Source organism: Arenicella sp. 4NH20-0111, assembly GCF_040366405.1.
In the GTDB taxonomy this organism is placed as follows: Bacteria; Pseudomonadota; Gammaproteobacteria; order Arenicellales; family Arenicellaceae; genus Arenicella.
Genome location: NZ_BAABWF010000010.1, coordinates 102492 through 120210, shown reverse-complemented (window position 1 = coordinate 120210; position 17719 = coordinate 102492). Strand labels below are relative to the sequence as shown.

Sequence of the window (17719 nt, the reverse complement as noted above, 5' to 3'; positions counted from 1 at the left end):
GGGCTTTAAAATCGCACTTAAGGTGAAAGCTTATTACAAAGCGTCAACCAGTTCCGGCACAGCTTCAAATAAGTCTGCAACTAAACCGTAGTCTGCCACCTGAAAAATAGGCGCTTCTTCGTCCTTATTAATTGCAACGATAACCTTGCTGTCTTTCATACCGGCCAAATGCTGAATGGCACCGGAAATACCCACAGCAACATACAAGCTAGGCGCTACTACCTTACCCGTTTGACCTACTTGATAGTCATTGGGCATATAGCCCGCGTCTACCGCGGCTCGAGATGCACCCACGGCGGCCCCCAACTTGTCAGCCAATGCCTCAATTATCTTGAAGTTCTCTGCACTACCAACCCCACGGCCGCCAGACACGACAATGTCAGCAGAGCCTAAGTCAGGTCGTTCTGATACTGTTAATTCGCGACCAACCACCGAGGTTGAGCCAACAGCAGAGGATGCGTCAATCACGGCGACCTCGGCACTTCCGCCTTCAGCTGCAGCAGCATCAAAACCCGTAGGCCTGACCGTCAACACTTTGGTAGCATCACTGCTTTGCACTGTGGCTATCGCATTACCAGCGTAAATGGGACGTTTAAACGTGTCTGCTGAATCTACCGCGATAATATCCGATATCTGGGCGACGTCTAACAATGCTGCAACACGAGGCAAAAGGTCTTTACCTGATGTCGATGACGCAGCCAATATATGGCTGTAGTCTCCAGCAAGACCAATGACTAAGGCGGATAGCTCAACAGAGATGGTGTCTTTGTATTGATCAGCATCGGCGTGTATCACCTTACTTACCCCGGCCACTGACGCTGCCTGAGCAACCACTTGATCTGCGCCACTTCCCGCCACCAATACATGAATGTCGCCGCCGATCTGAGATGCCGCGGTGATTGTGTTTAACGTAGCCGCGCCAAGCGCCTCGTTATTGTGTTCTGCAATTACTAAATTACTCATTGTCATTACCCCGCTTAGATGACCTTAGCTTCATTTTTAAGTTTTTCAACAAGCTCTTCAACCGACGCAACCATAACGCCCGCCGTCCGTTCGGCTGGCGGGCTTACATTCAGAGTAGTTACTCTTTTCGCAACATCGACACCAGTATCACCCACGGCAATTACATCAAGCGGCTTCTTCTTAGCCTTCATGATGTTAGGCAGTGTTGGATATCGGGGCTCATTGAGGCGTAGGTCCGTTGTCACAACCGCCGGCAGAGGAATTGCAACCGTTTCCAATCCACCGTCAATTTCACGCGTCACTTTCGCCGACTCACCTTCAAGCACAACCTCTGACGCAAAAGTCGCCTGAGGCCAACCCAATAACGCCGACAACATTTGCCCTGTCTGGTTGTTATCGCCATCGATAGACTGTTTACCAGTGATCACTAATCCGGCTTCCTCTTTCTCAACAACATGCTTCAGAATTTTTGCAATCGCCAAAGGCTCTACGTCATTTTCTGCATCGACACGAATAGCTCGATCCGCGCCCATTGCCAAGCCAGAGCGGATAACCGTATCAATCTCAGATGAGCCAACACTTACCAGCACCACTTCGCTAGCAGTACCCGCTTCTTTTAAACGAATAGCCTCTTCCAAGGCTATCTCGCAAAATGGGTTCAACGACATTTTTACGTTGTCAGTGTCAACGCCGGTGCCGTCACTCTTAACGCGGATGCTCACATAGGCATCAATAACGCGCTTTACAGGGACTAAAACTTTCATTGCTTACTCCAGATTATAAGAATTCGTAACTCAAGGAAGACGGACAACTAGAACGTACGATTCCTCGAGTTTCCGAATTCTAGGGGAAAGACTGTTAATTCGCAACAATTGTCGACATTTTTATAGAAAATACGATTCATTCGTCCAATAAATGGACTTAAAGAACCAAAATGTTGACATTATTTTAAAATAATCTATATTTTGCTCCACTATGAGTACGTATTCTGAACAATTAGGCGGCTACACAGGCACCATAAGCAGTGAAATCACTGAGACCCTGCGTGACGCGATCATTACTGGAGAGATATCTCAAGGCAGTAAACTCAGCGAAACCAAGCTGGCCAAAGACTTTGACGTTAGTAGAGGACCGCTTAGAGAAGCGATTCGAAACCTCGAAGGCATGAACCTGATTGTTCATGTCCCTCAGCAAGGCGCGCGGGTTGTCACATTGAGTATGGAGTTGATTCTTGAAATCTATGACACTCGTGAAGCTCTTGAGAGCAAGGCCGCTTCGCTGGCGGCGGCAAATATGACCTCTGTAGAGATAGATGAACTGCACCGCATTATAGATGCTCAAAGTAAGCACATGCGAGACAACTCAAATTCTTACATTCCTGCGGAGAGCGACTACGACTTCCATGACACATTAGTACGTGGCGCTAAAAACAAAGTAATTGAAAGTGCTTTATTGAGAAGACTCTATCCTCTGATAAAAATGTTTCGCTACCAACATGAGTTCGCGAGCACCAGCACCACAAACTCGCTTCAAGAACATCGTCAAATAGTCTATGCGATTGAACAAAGAGACACAGAATTAGCTGGAGTCACGGTAAAACGGCACATCATTCGTGCACGCGATCGAATAGAAAGACGCCTAACCTCAATAGTGGGCGACAAAAATACAAAAAGAGCTTCTTGAAGCTCAAAAATCAACAACGTTAAGAATCAAACGACAAACTCGGAGAACAATGATGAGTGAAATTCAACGCGAAAGTATGGAATACGACGTAGTCATCGTTGGCGGTGGCCCTGCGGGCATGGCAACAGCCATTAGACTAAAACAACTAGCTGACGAAAAAGGCCAGGAGTTAGCCATCTGCCTACTCGAGAAAAGTGCCGAAGTAGGTGCACACATATTGTCCGGAGCGGTAATTGAACCTAAAGCTCTGAATGAGTTAATTCCAAACTGGAAAGAACTGGGAGCCCCATTAGCAACCGCCGTTAAACGTGATGAACTGCACATGTTTAATGAAAAAGGCTCGATCAAGTTTCCTAACTTCATGATCCCACCGTCGATGCACAATGATGGGAATTTTATCGTGAGTCTCTCAAACATCGTTAGATGGTTAGGTGAGCAAGCGGAAGCTCTTGGCATTGAAATATACCCAGGCTTTGCGGGTGCTGAAATAGTCTACAACGAAGACGGTAGCGTAAAGGGCGTTGCCACACCAAATAATGGCGTTAACCCTGACGGCAGCCCCAAGGCACATTTTGAACCCGGCATGGAGTTGCACGCTAAGTACACAGTCTTTGCTGAAGGGTGTCGTGGCCAATTAGGAAAAGAGCTAATGGCAAAGTTTGATCTCAATCAAGAGGCCGATGCCCAACATTACGGCATTGGATTTAAAGAGCTGTGGGAAGTGAAACCGGAAAACCATGAAACCGGAAAAGTAGTCCACGGATCAGGTTGGCCGCTATCTAAAGGAACAACGGGAGGCTCGTTTTTATACCACTTAGATAACAACATGGTGACACTGGGCATTATTATTGACCTCAATTACAGCAACCCTCATCTCAGTCCTTTCGACGAGTTTCAGCGCATGAAACATCACCCTGAATTTGCCTCGGTTCTTGAGGGCGGAAAGAGACTAGGCTATGGCGCGCGCGCGATCACCAAAGGAGGCTGGAACGCCTTAGGTAAGATGAGCATGCCCGGAGCTCTACTGGTTGGATGTGACGCTGGCACACTTAATTTTGCCAAGATCAAAGGCACACACACCGCAATGAAATCCGGCATGATCGCGGCAGAAACTTTGTTTAACCACTTCGCCAATGGAGGAGAAGGAGGCCAGACGTTAAGCGCCTTCGACGAAGCGTTTCGCGAGTCTTGGGCAGGAAAAGAGTTAAAGAAATCACGCTCATTCGGACCTGCCCTGCATAAGTTTGGACCTTGGTTGGGGGGCACATATAACTACATCGACCAAGTGTTAGGGGGAATACTGCCAACTCTCAGAGACAATACCGCCGACCATTCACAGCTCAAAAAAGCGTCAGAGTGCGATGAAATCACCTATCCAAAGCCTGATGGGAAATTGAGCTTCGATAAGCCATCCTCGGTATTTCTCTCAAACACTTACCATGAAGAAGAGATCTTTTGCCATTTAACTCTAAAGGACCAAGCAGTTCCTATCGAAATTAACTTGAAGGACTTCAATGCTCCGGAAACAAGGTACTGTCCAGCAGGTGTCTACGAAATAGTAGGCGAAGATGAGGGCAAACCAGCACTCCAAATAAACGGGCAAAATTGTATTCATTGCAAAACATGCGACATTAAGGACCCGACTCAAAACATTGAGTGGATTGCGCCGGAAGGCGGCGGTGGACCAAGCTACTCCAATATGTAGTCACAAACAGCACTCAAAAAGGGCTCACTTCATGAGCCCTTTTTTATCGATAAGAGGTTCCTAATTAGGCAGTCTGATTGACTACGAAGCCTTCAAAATCTCGTTCGAGGCGTTAACGGCTTTGTGCGCTGCTGGAAGGGAGTACTTTTTAAATTCCGATTCACTGACTTTTTCCTTCAGACTGCTTCGCAGTGATAAAAACAGTATCTTCAGCTTTGCATTTTCGGTCGCTGAACCAATCGCGAAAACTTTCTCTAACACATTATTGTCGTTTAGTCTTAATGTTTGGTTTTCATGCTTGCGTGCAAGAACAACGAACCTAGAGAGCACTACTAGGGTATGACTGTCTAAATCAAACAGCTTTATATCTCGAAGATTGACTTTCAATTTGACGCACCCCTTCAATTAAGATTTTGGTAGGTGGTCAGTCTATACGCTCTTTCTAAAATCGTGTGTGAACAACTGTAAAAGCTATCAGTGAAATGTTATCTGAATAAAACATCCGTATTGAATGCGGCTACTTAGACCTGCTTAGTAGTGTGGGCGCAAATTCCCTTGTTGCATGCAATTTTCAATTTGCAGCTTAATTTTCATAAACAATACAATTAGATCTGGGTTTTCGGTGATCGATGAGTATTTAAAAACGCGCCTTACTAAGTCGGGGTCCTGCATCTTTAAATCCGCGCCATCCCGTAACCTAGCCAACCGAACAAATTGAGTTAGCAGAATTACGGCTTTAGAATTGAGCTCCATCACTTTTATGTCGCTTAGTTTGACTTTCATTTCCACCCCAACGTAAATCAATAGACTTCAATCTACCAGAATTTGACGCCCCCCTTGGTCTCAAATGCATGCGACCTTAGTCGAAAAATTGACTTATCAGTCCTTCAAGTCAGCTTTTCACTCAAGATTAACGCCCCCCTCACCAACTCCATGACCGAACCGATGAGTGAAAATGGGTGAATTACCTATGTTTTTTTCGAAAAAAAAGCGCTGAAGAGCACAAACATGCTCAAACAGCGCCTTTTCCCCGAATATCAAGCATACGCCTGACCGCCAAGTCCCCTCGGCTTACCTAATGATTGCTATAATTGATGGAAAGCGCTGACCCGCACTATCGGCTCATTGAGCTCAAACACACGTTCTTTCCTTTTCAACCTTTCAGATCTATAGTCATGGTTCAAGAATACTCCTTATATCCCCTTCCTTGTGTAAACAAATGCAAACCCTAAATCGTAGAGGCTTCATGCTGGGCGCTCTCCCTTCAGACTCTGAGAATGACTCAGACAAACTGAAAAACTGGCGACTCGGAAAACCCATCTTATTAAAGCAAGCTTGTTTAAACCTGATGGACGTGCACACCGACAACATACAGGCCACAGAATCATTTGTTCTGGCGGTATTGGAAGGGGAAGAATGTGAAGCACTTCTTGACAACCCTCCCTATTCAGATCGACTTAAAGGCTCATTTGAATCAATGGGCGCGGCGCTTAACGAAGGTGACGATCAAGAAATTGAAGCCGTCATGTTCGACGCAAAGTCTAACGACATGCTGGTGGCAGAAGACTTGTGGATGAAGGTGTCGTGGTTGTCTTTTTTTGATGAGGACGCGTCGATCAGATTTCGCTTTTCATTTGGCGTTGACCTTGAAGAAGATGTGTCAGCAGACCCAATTCGTCAACGGGCCGCCGCTGAGCTCGCGGAGACCATCTTCCCAGAATCCTCACTCATCACCCGAAACGAGGCACTGATCGACAATATCTGCTCGGCCAGTGGCATCGAAAACCCTGAATTCGTAGAGCGAATTCTCTACTTCAACGCGCCCCATGGTGGAGCCTATTTTCATCATGACCTTGAACGCGGCCATGCAGGGGTAGTCTACTGTCAGGTCAGTGGAAGCACATATTGGTTGGCACTCCCGCACGCGGAGCTAGCTCAAGAAATTAGTTTCTTTGTGCTACACAAACCGTTGCCAACCAGCCTGTCGGATGAGCAAAAGGCCGAACTTCAACAACTCGCACAAAGCGAACATTCGATAAGCAAAGCATTAAACACGTTCGCCAATGATGCGTTAATCCACTTAATTAATGAAACCCAGGAATTCCGACAATACTTATCCAACAACGGGCACGGCCGGTTACTAAACAAGGGGGATGCAATATTGCTTCCTCAGGGAGATACAGCCACTTGTTGCTGGCACACGGTATTTTGCGTTGGCGACGAAGTCGGACAAGCCCTGTCTTTCGCAATAACTTAGCTCAATCTCATCCAACTAATCGCCCCACAGCCTCCCCAATTGTTTATCAACTAGCCAGTCGATAAACATACGCACTCTTGCCGCTGGCTGGCGATTATGAGGGTACAAGGCATACACTCCTCTTAAAGGAATGGTTTCTGCCTCAGGTAAGACTCGAATAAGATCACCGTTTCGTAAGTGGTTATGCGCTGCAAAGGCGGGCAGCAATGCCACCCCCACCCCGGCCATGCAGGCCTCTAACTGCATTTCTGCGGTGTTGGCTGAAAGAACACGATTTAGCTTAACGCTGGTTTCTTTATTATTCTGCCGACAATGCCAGGACTCGCTCACCCCATGCTTGGAGTACGTCACAGCAGGATATGACTTTAGCTGTTCGACCGACGTTACTTCTCCCTCTCGCTCTAGACATAGAGGTGCCACACACAACCATATTGGACAGTCAGCTAACTTGCGAGAAATAAGTGTTGAGTCTTCGAGAACACCAATCCTAATAACCACATCAAACCCTTCACCGACGACATCAACCCAACGATCATCAAACTCCACGTCGAGTTGAACTCTAGGGAATTGGGCGGCAAATGAGCCAATTATTTTCGCCAAATACTGGTTTCCAAATGAACTCGGAGCGTTCACCTTAAGCCTGCCTGTTGGAATCTCTCGCATTTCGTGTAGCTGATTTTCCACCTCAGTCAAATCTGCTAAAACACGATCAGCAACTCTGAAGTAGATAACACCCTCTTCGGTTAGCGACACGTGTCGTGTCGTCCGATTCAAAAGCTTCGTGGCTAAATCTGACTCTAAATTTTGTATCTGCTTACTGACAGCAGCTCCCGTCATTCCCAACCTGCGAGCTGCTCCAGCGAAACTGCGTTGCTTTGCAACCTCAGCAAAAATTTGTATCCGCGCTGTCTTATCCATACTACCAACTAAATGGAACTAATGATTAAATTAATATTAGCATTATCAAATTTGAATAAACAAATAAAATGTCGCTTCGATATTCATAAAACATCAGGAACTTAAAAATGAAACATTCAAAATCTGATTTAGCGTCACTTATTATTAGAGCAAGCCTTGGTACAATTCTTCTCTCTCATGGCCTACTTAAATTACTTATCTTTACTCCTGCTGGCACAGTCGCCTTTTTTGAAAGCCTCGGCTTACCATCGATAATTGCGTACCTTACAATTTCGGGGGAGGTCGCATTGGGCGTCGCGCTAATTTTAGGAATATTAACCCGTATAAGCGCGGCACTGAGTCTGCCTATTTTGTTCGGTGCAAGCTGGGTTCACGCCAGCAATGGTTGGCTATTTAGCAATCAGGGCGGAGGCTGGGAATTCCCTGTTCTGTTGATCGTTTTAGCGGTATCGGTGATCGTGCGCGGCAACGACGACTTCAATATAAAAACGGTTCTAAAGAACGGCCTGACATTGTAAAAATAGATAGAAAAATAGGAGACACCGCATGATAAATCCCATCTATTTCACAGAGCTCGGTCATGCCAATTTTGGTTGGTTAAACGCGCGTCATCACTTTAGTTTTGGTAGCTACCAAAATCCGAATAGACGGGGTTTTGGTAAGCTTCGAGTGGTCAATGATGACGTAATTTCAGCCGGAACAGGGTTTGAGATGCACCCTCACGAAAACATGGAAATAATCACATTTGTCCGTGGCGGCGCAATCACACACAAAGATGACCAAGGTAATCAAGGCAAAACAACCGCCGGAAACATTCAAGTCATGACGGCGGGCACTGGAATTCGCCATTCGGAGCACAATCATGGCACTACGAGCACGACTCTATATCAAATTTGGATAGAGCCAAACAAAAAAAATATCACGCCTCACTGGGAAAACCGCGCATTCCCAACGGACGCAAAAACCGATCAGTTAGAACTATTGGTTTCCGGCACAGATTCTTCGGCCATGCACATTCATGCTGACGCCGATATCTACGCAGGAAAGCTGCTTGCAGGCCAAAGTGTCACTCAAAAAGTGGACAAGCTTGGATACCTGCTCGTATCACAAGGCCAATTAAGCATCGCTGGCGTAACACTGAATAAAGGCGACGCAGCGGAGATCACGGATGAGATCGAAGTGACGATTGAAGCCACAACAGATGCTGAAGTACTACTCATTGATGTGGCTCCATAAATGCCGATTAATTGCGTGGTACCGCACAAGAAAAAAAGCGAAACACGCATTGGCAAAGACTCTACAACAGCTTGGAAATGTCTTTGCCGATTGCCTCAGGCTTATCTACAGACCCATAGCGCTTAATTACATTTCCATCCCGATCCACCAAAAATTTTGTGAAATTCCACTTTATCGTTTTCGAACCAAGCGCGCCTTTTGCCTCACTTTTTAGGTAATCGAACAGCGGATGAGCATCGTTTCCATTAACATCAATTTTTGAAAACATGGGAAATGAGACGCCATAATTTAACTGACAAAACTCTTCGATTTTGCCTTCTCCTTCCGGATCTTGTCCACCAAATTGATTACAAGGAAATCCTAGGACGACCAACCCCTTAGACTCCATTTCTTTGTGCAAATTTTCCAAGCCTTCAAACTGCGGGGTGAACCCGCATTTGCTGGCGGTATTGACAACCAACAAAACCTTGCCTTTGTAGTCTGCTAGATTGACGACTTGACCTCGGATGTCAGTCGCGGAAAATTCATATATGGACATAATATTAGTACCTATTAAGTTCAGGGGAAGCAATCCCAGGAGGTTGTGTTTAGGCCGACAACACCGGTAACGACTGGGTTGTTCATAAAGAGCCAGGAGCTAAAATTTCCTCAGCTCTCGAATGCCGTAACTTATGTAATGTTCAATTGCAGCAGATTCTGAATTAATTCCAGCCTCTCTCAAATCAGCATGCAGAGACAGATAACGTTGCCAGTCAAACCCTTCAGGAGCCTCAATCTTAAAGGCTCTAAGATGCTCTTCAAATCGCCCAAATTCCAAGAAGTGACGCACCGCTCCTCGCTCATTGTAAATTTCATCGGCTGGCAAGTCGGGGTTCAAGCGAATGTACATTTTCCAATCGAAATCTTCGGGCACAAGCTCGATTTCCTTCGACTTCGGCTTAACTGGAATGTCTCCCTCGGTGTAAGCAAAATTGAGAAAATCGTGTTGGTAGATTTGATTAACAAGTTGAACCACTTTCTCAGACCGATAGAAGTCTTGGGGCTTAGGAGCAAAAACCAACTCGTCCAGTTCGGACACCGTCAGTTGCGCCGCATCATTGAAGTCCGCGGAGCCATAAAACGAAGAGTTATGCTTTTTTAACTGCTCGAGCGCTGCAAGCGCTTGCTTCAACTTATTCTGATCGCTTTTAAAAATACGACGATAGACTTTAATCATATGTTCGTTAAAGTCACCAATGTCACCAAAAAAATCAATCGCGAAAGCCCCCTCAGGTCTAATTCCAAAATAACGAAACTTCTTATTTTGCTTAGTGATCATATGAGGAGCGAACCCGCAACATGATTGGGATTGAAAGTGCGAGTCACGACATTCATCTGGAATATCCTTAAGAGTATCCAAAAACTCCACAAAATTATTAGGTCTGGCTCCGTTGGCAAACTCGTCAAACATGCGTTCTACAGCCTCACTGCGGGCGTAGACGTATTGATCAAGATACGCACTCACGATTCTTGGGTATGGGTTTCGAGTAATAATGTATGAGAAATAATCACTGTAGTCCCGACCAAATTCAGCTGGCTGAATTTCATTGATATTATGATAGCGGTCAAGCTTTTGCTGTTGCTCAGAGGTCAATTCGTCAAAATGCAGCGCGAGATAGAGCTGCCTCAAAGACGTACACCCAACTTTTGCAGAGTACAAAAACAAGTACTTATATTGGTGGTTTACAACGGGTGTCATGTTAACCTCCGGTCGCGCTCATGTGTCGAGTGATGGTGATGTCGCGCGGATCAAACTCATGCTTTTGAGGCTTACGCTGCATTGAATTAACTATCTCGCTCTTCAAGTCCTCCGGACGGCTTCTGAGCACCTCCCTGAGATCCAAGGAGTGTTCATTTCCCAAACACAGCAGTAAACGGCCTTCGGCTGTGACACGAACTCGGTTACAACTAGCACAAAAGTTATCCGTCATCGGCGAAATGAACCCAACCTTAGTGTTTGCCCCCACAACTTGCATATAGCGTGAAGGCCCCGATGCGAGATCAACAAACGTTGACTGTGTCAGACCAAACTCACGATCCACCAATTCTTTAATCGACAGGTTAGCCATTGCGGTTTCTGTTCGTTCATGGCTGTCTATTTCACCTAAAGGCATTTCCTCAATAAACGATATGTCTAATTCTCGATCAATGGCGAACTGCACAAGGTCTAGAACTTCGTCGTCATTAATGCCTTTTAGAACAACGGCATTTAGTTTAATTTTTTCGAACCCTACTTTTCGAGCAGCGTCGATACCACGTATGACATCATCTACAACCCCAAAACGCGTTAGCTCCTTAAAACGGTCAGCTCGCAAGCTGTCTATGCTAATATTTAACCGCCGCACGCCCGCGTCTCTTAATGGGCGCGCATACTCATCCAACAAGACACCGTTTGTCGTCATAACCAGCTCACGGAGTCCGTCTATTTGCCCTAATCGACACGCCAAGTCGACCACGCCTTTTCTGACCAAGGGCTCACCGCCGGTCAAACGAATTTTCTCCACACCCAAGGCTACGAAGGCCCGCCCTACCGCCTCCATTTCCTCTAGACTAAGCACACGTGATTTAGGCAGAAAAGTCATATCCTCGGCCATGCAGTAGGTACAACGCAAATTGCACCTATCGGTCACAGACAGGCGCAAATAGCGAACTTGCCGGCCAAATTTATCTATTAAAAAGGTATCCTGCGAGTTAGACGTCATAACATTGACCGAGTCATTGGTAGATAGGCCACCTTCATGCCACGCTCTATTTTTTCTCCAATCTCATGTCGAACGAGTCCGTCAGCCCAAGAGAGCGAAGACAGAATCCCACTGCTTAGATTTTTAAAGCGATCCGCGACCAATTCACCATCAGCGCGTCGAACTAATTTAACTCGTATGTACTCTTCTCGACTCGTGACTTTTTTATCGAATCCCGCTTCGACCATGTAGGTCAATGGTTGTGATTGGTTCTGTTTCTGCAAGGTTTGCATTAACGGTACACCTAAGAGTTGAAAAACAACAAATGATGAAACCGGATTTCCTGGAAGACCCAAAAAGCGTGTCCCTTCAATAGAACCATAGGCAACGGGTTTTCCGGGCTTCATCTGCACCCGCCACATATCCAATGAGCCTAATTCCTCTATAGCTGGCTTAATATAGTCTTCTTCGCCTACCGATACGCCTCCACTACTGAGTATTAGGTGCGCGCACTTAGCTGCGTTCGATAGCGCTGACTTCGTCTCTTCAAGCGTATCCTTAACTATACCGCAGTCAATAACTTCATAACCAAGCTCACGACACAATCCGGTAAGTAGAGCGCGATTGGAATTGTAGATCTGCCCTTCTTGTAAAGGCTCTCCTGGCTCGACCAGTTCATCACCCGTCGAAAAAATAGCAACTTTTAGACGCTCATAGACCGGCACTTCAGCAACACCGATTGAGGCCAAAAGGCTGAGATCCACAGAATTAAGGCGCTGGCCTTTGTTAATAACCACCGCCCCAATTTGAATATCCTGACCGAGGGGGCGAACATTACTGCCTGGCTCCGCCGAACGATTAATTTTCACCGTATTTTCAGTGTAATCACAATGTTCTTGTATCACCACAGCATCAGCGCCGTCAGGCATGTTCGCTCCGGTAAAGATGCGAGCCACCGTTCCTTCTTCCAAGGGTGTGGGCGCCTGACCGGCCGCAATACGTTGGGAAATTGAATACTCACTTCCTTCGCGCATCTCTGCTGCGTTGACGGCGAATCCATCCATCGCAGAATTATCGGCAGGAGGAATTGCAATCAACGATTTTATATCGCAGGCAGCTACTCGCCCCAAAGCTGCCAGAAGCCCCACATCTTCTATCTCCAAGTCAGATGGTCGAGCTTGCCTTAAACGTTTCTGAGCGTCATGAAGAATCATTGTTCAATCTGCCTCAACAGCATCAGTGTGAGACACAAAATTACAAGGACGATAACGACTGTCGAGTTGCTCCTTCAGAATACCGTTCCAACCAGTTTTACAAGCGCCAGTTGATCCAGGGAGACAAAACACCACGGTTTTATTTGCCATTCCACCAACAGCCCGAGATTGGACGGTGGAAGTACCAATATCCTGCAGAGAGATATGACGAAACAGCTCTCCGAACCCATCTATTTCTTTATCAAAAAGAGGAATCAACGCTTCGGGGGTACTGTCTCTTCCTGTAAACCCAGTGCCACCTGTTGTTATCACGGCATGTATAGAGCTGTCTGCAATCCAGGTTGAGACTTGAGCGCGCAATAGGTAAACGTCATCGATCACGATCTCCCTTGCACAGACAGTATGCCCTGCGATCTGAAGTTGGTCCGCCAAATATTGGCCTGACGTGTCGGTATCCATGGTTCTGCTATCAGAGACCGTCAGAACCGCGACATTTAAGGGGATAAATTTTCTCTCTTTACTCATTGTTTATACGTCTTCCAAATATGAATGTCACAATGTCAATCCCATCGCTTTACGGCGATTTCGTCTTTGTCTTTAACACCTAGCCATTGAGCGCCGAGAGTACCGACTTCCTTTTTCCAAAAGGTGGCTCTGGTTTTTAAGTGGTCCATAACAAATTGTGCCGCCAAAAATGCTCCTTCACGATGCTGACTGGCAACCGCCACCATCACGATTTGTTCGCTCGAATAAAGCTTGCCGACACGATGTATTAGCCTCACGTGCTCGAAACTATAACGTTGATGCGCATCATGTACGATTTCTTCGCACAAAGACTCCGTCATTACCGGGTAGTGTTGCAACTCCAGATACTCTACTGAATCCTGGTTGTCTCGACCTGAATACATATCTCGCACCAATCCAACGAAAAACACGACAGCACCCGAGTGAGGTGCCGCCTCACATGCGGCTTTATATTGCTCGGCGATGTCGAAATCAGATTCACAAATATAAATGTGGCTTGTATAAGGTTGGTTCATTGTTCAAAGCACCTGTTATCCACCGGACACAGGAGGCAAGAGCCCAACCTCATCACCATCATTGAGCGTGGCATCCCAGCCGGCGTACTTTTGATTAACAGAAACCATCACCGTTTCGCCTTCGAGCGCATCACCTAATGCCGACGGCAATTCATCAAGCATCTTTTTGACGAGGTCTCTGACATCAGCGATACCGTCTGCACAAGTCGTAAAATCATCGGTTCCTGCAGCGTCGCGAAGGCTTGCAAAAAACAGTACTTTAATCATGTTCTCTAACCCACGAGCCGGATTTCCCGCCTTGCTTTTCCATTAACCTGATCTTACTAATTACGATTGCTTTATCAACCGCTTTACACATGTCGTAGATCGTCAATGCCGCGATCGAAGCGGCCGTGAGCGCTTCCATTTCAACCCCTGTCTTGCCTGTCGTTTTACACAGAGCCTGAACACGTAGGCCCACTTCATCGCCATCGTGATACTCATCAATTTCGATGGTCACTTTCGAAAGCGGTAACGGGTGGCAGAGCGGTATAAGGTCAGCGCATTTTTTCGCTGCCTGTATCCCCGCAATTCGGGCTGTCGCTAGCAAATCGCCTTTAGCGATGGTGTGTTCACGAATTTTTTGCAAGATATCGCTACTAAGGGATAGTTCCGCCTGAGCAACTGCCGTGCGTTGAGTGCTTTCTTTATCAGAAACATCAACCATATTGGCTTCGCCTGACGCGTTCAAATGGGAAAATTCAGTCATACTCAGATGCTACTTAATTCAAGGTACTCACACAACCTTAGCATTAGCTCTAATCACCGCCCTTAGTGAATTATCCGCCATTACTCATTAACAACTGATTGATTTCGAACGCTTTTGCTGTGGCGAGGACAGCTTATAAATATTCTTATATAAGATATAGCAAAGTGTTCTAAGAATATCGCAGGATAATGTGGACAAAGCCACACCAACGCTATAATCTTTCGCCCAGTTTAATCGGCAAGTTGCGAACCTAATTTTCGGCAACTGCCTATTTGGATTTGCAACGGCAAGAGAAGTTATCATGGCATCAAAATTTCGTGAAGTAGAAGTCTTAACTGTCCATCATTGGAACGAGACACTATTCAGTTTCACCACAACTCGCGACCCCGGCTTTCGCTTCCAAAACGGTCAGTTCATCATGATTGGCCTGATGGTTGACGACAAACCTCTGATGAGAGCCTACAGCATCGCCAGCGCAAACTATGAAGAACACATGGAGTTTTTTAGCATCAAAGTGCAAGACGGGCCATTGACATCGCGCTTACAAAAAATAAAACCTGGCGACACTCTGTTAACCAGTACTAAACCAACTGGCACTTTACTTGCCGATGCGCTTAAGCCCGCGAAGCACTTATACCTACTTTCCACGGGCACAGGCTTGGCTCCGTTTATGAGCGTCATAAAGGACCCTGAAGTCTACGAACGATTTGATAAGGTCATATTAACGCACGGAGTTCGTGAAGTATCAGAACTCGCCTATCAGGATGTTATCAATGAATTGCCTGAGAATGAGTATTTTGGCGAAATGGTGAAAGGCAATCTGCTTTACTACCCTACCGTGACACGAGAAGACTTTCATACTCAAGGACGCCTGACCGATGCTCTCACGTCAGGAGACATGCAGAAAAAATTAGGACTCCCACCCATTAACGTAGAGGACGATCGCTTCATGATTTGTGGTTCGCCTTCGATGCTCAAAGATTTTTGTGAAATTCTTGATGAGCGCGGATTTCAGGAGACCATTCGAGGCAAAGTTGCTGAGTACGTAATAGAAAGAGCGTTTGTGGAAAGTTAGCCCCTCATCTCGTTCATAGGAAGCCATGTGTCTCACCCAGGCTTCCTATGGGTGTATTTTCGGTCGCCTCTATTCACCTAAAGCGGCGACATGAGTTCGTTTTAGCGAAAGCTCAAGTTCAACTAACTCCAGCCTGCGCTGCTCAATCGAAATTCGCTGCTCCTCGATTAACATTTGTTCGGCCAGCAATTCTCGCTTTCTGATATTTGTTTTTAGAACCGCTCTTTGATCATTGAGCGATACTGCCCTCTCATCTGACTGATTTTCTTCTGCCGCCAGAGAACCGAGTTCACCACCAGAACTGGCACATAATTCGCGCGCCAGAGCATACTTACTTTTATCGCAGCTTCCAGCTTCATCGATAGAGCACCATTTTGCGCCATGCTTGGTGCTTTTGCGAATTCGAGTTACTTCGTTACCATCAGAGCAAGTAACCGTCACCTCTAGATACCTCTGCACACCGGCGACTTTCTCTCGTTCTAATGACAGGCCGCCGACCTCCGCCGACGCAACGCCAAGAAACATTAACCCCACAAACACGATCACTCCAATGAATGTAATTCTACCTTTCATACTTAGACCCCAAAAATGTAATAAAATTACAATATATCTTATGAAAAAGAAGAATGAGTAGCACTATTGCAATGAATAGGTATGCAAACCCCAAAATCAGCATTACGACCGTTAAGGCCTATTAAGAAACTTAATACGCGAACACCTACGCGGTATCTTCAAGGAATCAACCCGCGCACTCACGCCTACCATGAATGAAGCGATTAGAGCAATAAACCAAATAGAACGCTCGCTAAGAGGTTTTACTAAAAGCCGAGTTGATCCGTCAACTGACCTGCCGGCTATCAAGCGAATGCCAAAACGGGAGAAGGCTAAGGGCCAGCAAGGGGCGTCGGAGTAACTTACATGCTTATATGGGCGCCTGAGTTATGGCCAAGCAAAGTAATCGTACAAGCACTGTAAAAAACACTTCGTCGAATCCAATCTATTCATCGACGGTGTGGGTGAATATGGCCGAACTTATAATGCGAGAGAATATTCATGGGGCGATGTCGGTTCAGGCCCGTTTATTGCAGAAAAAGGGGGTGCAGCAAGTGCTTTTGGACTGGCTGCGACGCGAGCGAATGGCCGACTGGGATCTGCTTACACTCTAACCGCACAAGCAAATTTTGCAGCGTGGCCAATGGCAAACAATAGGCTACTCGTTCCGTCGCTACACTCAGATCTTTCTGATGCGCCGTAACTAGGAGAGACCGCGTTGATCTTTACTTTGACGAAGCCCATAAAGACAAACCATAGTGACAAGCAAGAACCAGAATGGCAATAAGACGCTCAAAATAGCCGTAAAATAAGTTTCACACCAAAAAACGAACGATCTCATATTGCGAAAACCCTCATTAGCAACCCACCGCGACAAGCTGTCCGCGACGGGCTGTCCGCAACTAATTAGAGGAGCTTTGTTGCTGCAGTAATCGCTTTTGATTTTCTATTTCAGCGAGCTTAACTTGTATCTCTTCTCGCCTAGAGTCGATTTCAGCCAACTCCTTGTTATAAGCATTTCTTCGTTCTAGCTCTAAAGCGGCAACACGCTCTGCCTCTGCCGCTTTCGCCTCAGCTTCTTTTGCTATTTGTTCCGCTTTTTTGGTATCTGGAGCATCAGCCAAAATCTTAGATGAACATGCGCTACGGGCGGCCAGCCGAACATCACTAAAACACGGTGATGAAACGTTAACTCCACACCACGCCGTCTCACTTTCAGTCTTACGCAATACGCGTCTGGATTTACCGCCACAATTCACGGATCTAGTAGTAACTTGCTCACCATTCTCGGTAACTCGAACCGGCTTACCTATTGCCGCAACCTTACCGGCAAACGCGGCATCAACAGCCAAGACACTGATCGCGACAGTGGTGATTACCCCTGCTAATTTTCTTTTATCTAACATAATAATATTTTATCGAAATCACCTTCCCCCAATGGTCGGCTATTCGATTTTAAAGATATCTAGAGAATAAGGGTAGCAGATAGGTCGCCAAATCATTGTCGATTATTCCTTTTAAAGCCCGCAGAATATGCTGAGCAGCGAAAAATCCGACCTGACACGCCCAATAAAGGCCACGCAAAAAAAGCCCGCAACGTGTGCGGGC

22 protein-coding genes are annotated in these 17719 nt (G+C 46.3%); 7 read left to right on the top strand and 15 right to left on the bottom strand.

All coding sequences use genetic code 11. The annotated features are described in order from the left end of the window. Positions 1–33: 33 nt before the first annotated feature. Together ABWW54_RS17480 and ABWW54_RS17475 are read right to left on the bottom strand one after the other, a co-directional pair. Complete coding sequence (locus ABWW54_RS17480; protein ID WP_353414132.1) at positions 34–963, bottom strand: electron transfer flavoprotein subunit alpha/FixB family protein; 930 nt, start codon at positions 961–963, stop codon at positions 34–36. Positions 964–977: 14 nt separating this feature from the next. Continuing rightward, positions 978–1727, bottom strand: a complete 750-nt coding sequence (locus ABWW54_RS17475) for an electron transfer flavoprotein subunit beta/FixA family protein (RefSeq protein WP_353414130.1) — start codon at positions 1725–1727, stop codon at positions 978–980. A 211-nt stretch (positions 1728–1938) separates the two neighbouring features. Between ABWW54_RS17475 and ABWW54_RS17470 the strand changes: the two genes are divergently transcribed. Together ABWW54_RS17470 and ABWW54_RS17465 are read left to right on the top strand one after the other, a co-directional pair. After that, positions 1939–2646 (top strand): GntR family transcriptional regulator, encoded by a 708-nt coding sequence (locus ABWW54_RS17470; protein ID WP_353414128.1) that lies wholly within the window; start codon positions 1939–1941, stop codon positions 2644–2646. A gap of 61 nt (positions 2647–2707) precedes the next feature. Then, positions 2708–4351 (top strand): electron transfer flavoprotein-ubiquinone oxidoreductase, encoded by a 1644-nt coding sequence (locus tag ABWW54_RS17465; protein WP_353414155.1) that lies wholly within the window; start codon positions 2708–2710, stop codon positions 4349–4351. An 81-nt stretch (positions 4352–4432) separates the two neighbouring features. Here the strand turns inward: ABWW54_RS17465 and ABWW54_RS17460 are convergent, their stop codons facing one another. Beyond that, positions 4433–4738: a hypothetical protein gene (locus tag ABWW54_RS17460; protein ID WP_353414126.1), complete on the bottom strand. Its 306-nt coding sequence runs from the start codon at positions 4736–4738 to the stop codon at positions 4433–4435. A 144-nt stretch (positions 4739–4882) separates the two neighbouring features. Then, on the bottom strand, positions 4883–5134 hold the full coding sequence (locus ABWW54_RS17455) for a hypothetical protein (protein ID WP_353414124.1): 252 nt from the start codon (positions 5132–5134) through the stop codon (positions 4883–4885). 436 nt (positions 5135–5570) lie between these two features. Here ABWW54_RS17455 and ABWW54_RS17450 point away from each other — a divergent pair, with 436 nt between their 5' ends. Then, positions 5571–6608 carry a hypothetical protein gene (locus ABWW54_RS17450; RefSeq protein ID WP_353414122.1) on the top strand — a complete coding sequence of 346 codons (1038 nt, stop codon included), beginning with the start codon at positions 5571–5573 and terminating at the stop codon, positions 6606–6608. 15 nt (positions 6609–6623) lie between these two features. Here ABWW54_RS17450 and ABWW54_RS17445 read toward each other — a convergent pair whose 3' ends face one another. Further along, on the bottom strand, positions 6624–7526 hold the full coding sequence (locus tag ABWW54_RS17445) for a LysR family transcriptional regulator (protein ID WP_353414120.1): 903 nt from the start codon (positions 7524–7526) through the stop codon (positions 6624–6626). A 107-nt stretch (positions 7527–7633) separates the two neighbouring features. Between ABWW54_RS17445 and ABWW54_RS17440 the strand changes: the two genes are divergently transcribed. After that, the gene (locus ABWW54_RS17440; protein WP_353414118.1) at positions 7634–8044 is read left to right on the top strand and encodes a DoxX family protein; all 411 of its coding nucleotides are present in this window, start codon (positions 7634–7636) and stop codon (positions 8042–8044) included. 28 nt (positions 8045–8072) lie between these two features. Continuing rightward, positions 8073–8762: a pirin family protein gene (locus ABWW54_RS17435; RefSeq protein ID WP_353414116.1), complete on the top strand. Its 690-nt coding sequence runs from the start codon at positions 8073–8075 to the stop codon at positions 8760–8762. 61 nt (positions 8763–8823) lie between these two features. On the opposite strand, the gene ABWW54_RS17430 is transcribed toward ABWW54_RS17435, so the two are convergent. The 8 genes from ABWW54_RS17430 to moaC form a co-directional block, all read right to left on the bottom strand. Then, positions 8824–9303, bottom strand: a complete 480-nt coding sequence (locus ABWW54_RS17430; RefSeq protein ID WP_353414153.1) for a glutathione peroxidase — start codon at positions 9301–9303, stop codon at positions 8824–8826. 96 nt (positions 9304–9399) lie between these two features. Next, positions 9400–10500 (bottom strand): sulfotransferase family 2 domain-containing protein, encoded by a 1101-nt coding sequence (locus tag ABWW54_RS17425; protein WP_353414115.1) that lies wholly within the window; start codon positions 10498–10500, stop codon positions 9400–9402. 1 nt (position 10501) lies between these two features. Next, positions 10502–11503: a GTP 3',8-cyclase MoaA gene (gene moaA, locus ABWW54_RS17420; RefSeq protein ID WP_353414114.1), complete on the bottom strand. Its 1002-nt coding sequence runs from the start codon at positions 11501–11503 to the stop codon at positions 10502–10504. Next, positions 11500–12696: a molybdopterin molybdotransferase MoeA gene (locus tag ABWW54_RS17415; protein WP_353414113.1), complete on the bottom strand. Its 1197-nt coding sequence runs from the start codon at positions 12694–12696 to the stop codon at positions 11500–11502. The genes moaA and ABWW54_RS17415 overlap by 4 nt, the downstream gene beginning before the upstream one ends. Before the next feature lie 3 nt (positions 12697–12699). Then, entirely contained in the window at positions 12700–13221 is a 522-nt protein-coding gene (gene moaB / locus ABWW54_RS17410) for a molybdenum cofactor biosynthesis protein B (RefSeq protein ID WP_353414112.1), read from the bottom strand. A gap of 35 nt (positions 13222–13256) precedes the next feature. Beyond that, entirely contained in the window at positions 13257–13736 is a 480-nt protein-coding gene (locus ABWW54_RS17405) for a molybdenum cofactor biosynthesis protein MoaE (RefSeq protein WP_353414111.1), read from the bottom strand. 15 nt (positions 13737–13751) lie between these two features. After that, positions 13752–14003, bottom strand: coding sequence for a MoaD/ThiS family protein (locus ABWW54_RS17400; RefSeq protein ID WP_353414110.1), 252 nt, complete (start codon positions 14001–14003; stop codon positions 13752–13754). Next, positions 13996–14484: a cyclic pyranopterin monophosphate synthase MoaC gene (moaC, locus tag ABWW54_RS17395; RefSeq protein WP_353414108.1), complete on the bottom strand. Its 489-nt coding sequence runs from the start codon at positions 14482–14484 to the stop codon at positions 13996–13998. The genes ABWW54_RS17400 and moaC overlap by 8 nt, the downstream gene beginning before the upstream one ends. A 301-nt stretch (positions 14485–14785) precedes the next feature. Between moaC and ABWW54_RS17390 the strand changes: the two genes are divergently transcribed. Continuing rightward, entirely contained in the window at positions 14786–15559 is a 774-nt protein-coding gene (locus ABWW54_RS17390) for a ferredoxin--NADP reductase (protein WP_353414106.1), read from the top strand. A 69-nt stretch (positions 15560–15628) separates the two neighbouring features. Here ABWW54_RS17390 and ABWW54_RS17385 read toward each other — a convergent pair whose 3' ends face one another. Next, the gene (locus ABWW54_RS17385) at positions 15629–16132 is read right to left on the bottom strand and encodes a hypothetical protein (protein ID WP_353414104.1); all 504 of its coding nucleotides are present in this window, start codon (positions 16130–16132) and stop codon (positions 15629–15631) included. A gap of 368 nt (positions 16133–16500) precedes the next feature. On the opposite strand from ABWW54_RS17385, the gene ABWW54_RS17380 reads away from it, so the two are divergent. Continuing rightward, positions 16501–16725 (top strand): hypothetical protein, encoded by a 225-nt coding sequence (locus tag ABWW54_RS17380; protein ID WP_353414103.1) that lies wholly within the window; start codon positions 16501–16503, stop codon positions 16723–16725. 288 nt (positions 16726–17013) lie between these two features. Here ABWW54_RS17380 and ABWW54_RS17375 read toward each other — a convergent pair whose 3' ends face one another. Continuing rightward, on the bottom strand, positions 17014–17517 hold the full coding sequence (locus ABWW54_RS17375; RefSeq protein ID WP_353414101.1) for a hypothetical protein: 504 nt from the start codon (positions 17515–17517) through the stop codon (positions 17014–17016). Positions 17518–17719 lie beyond the last annotated feature (202 nt).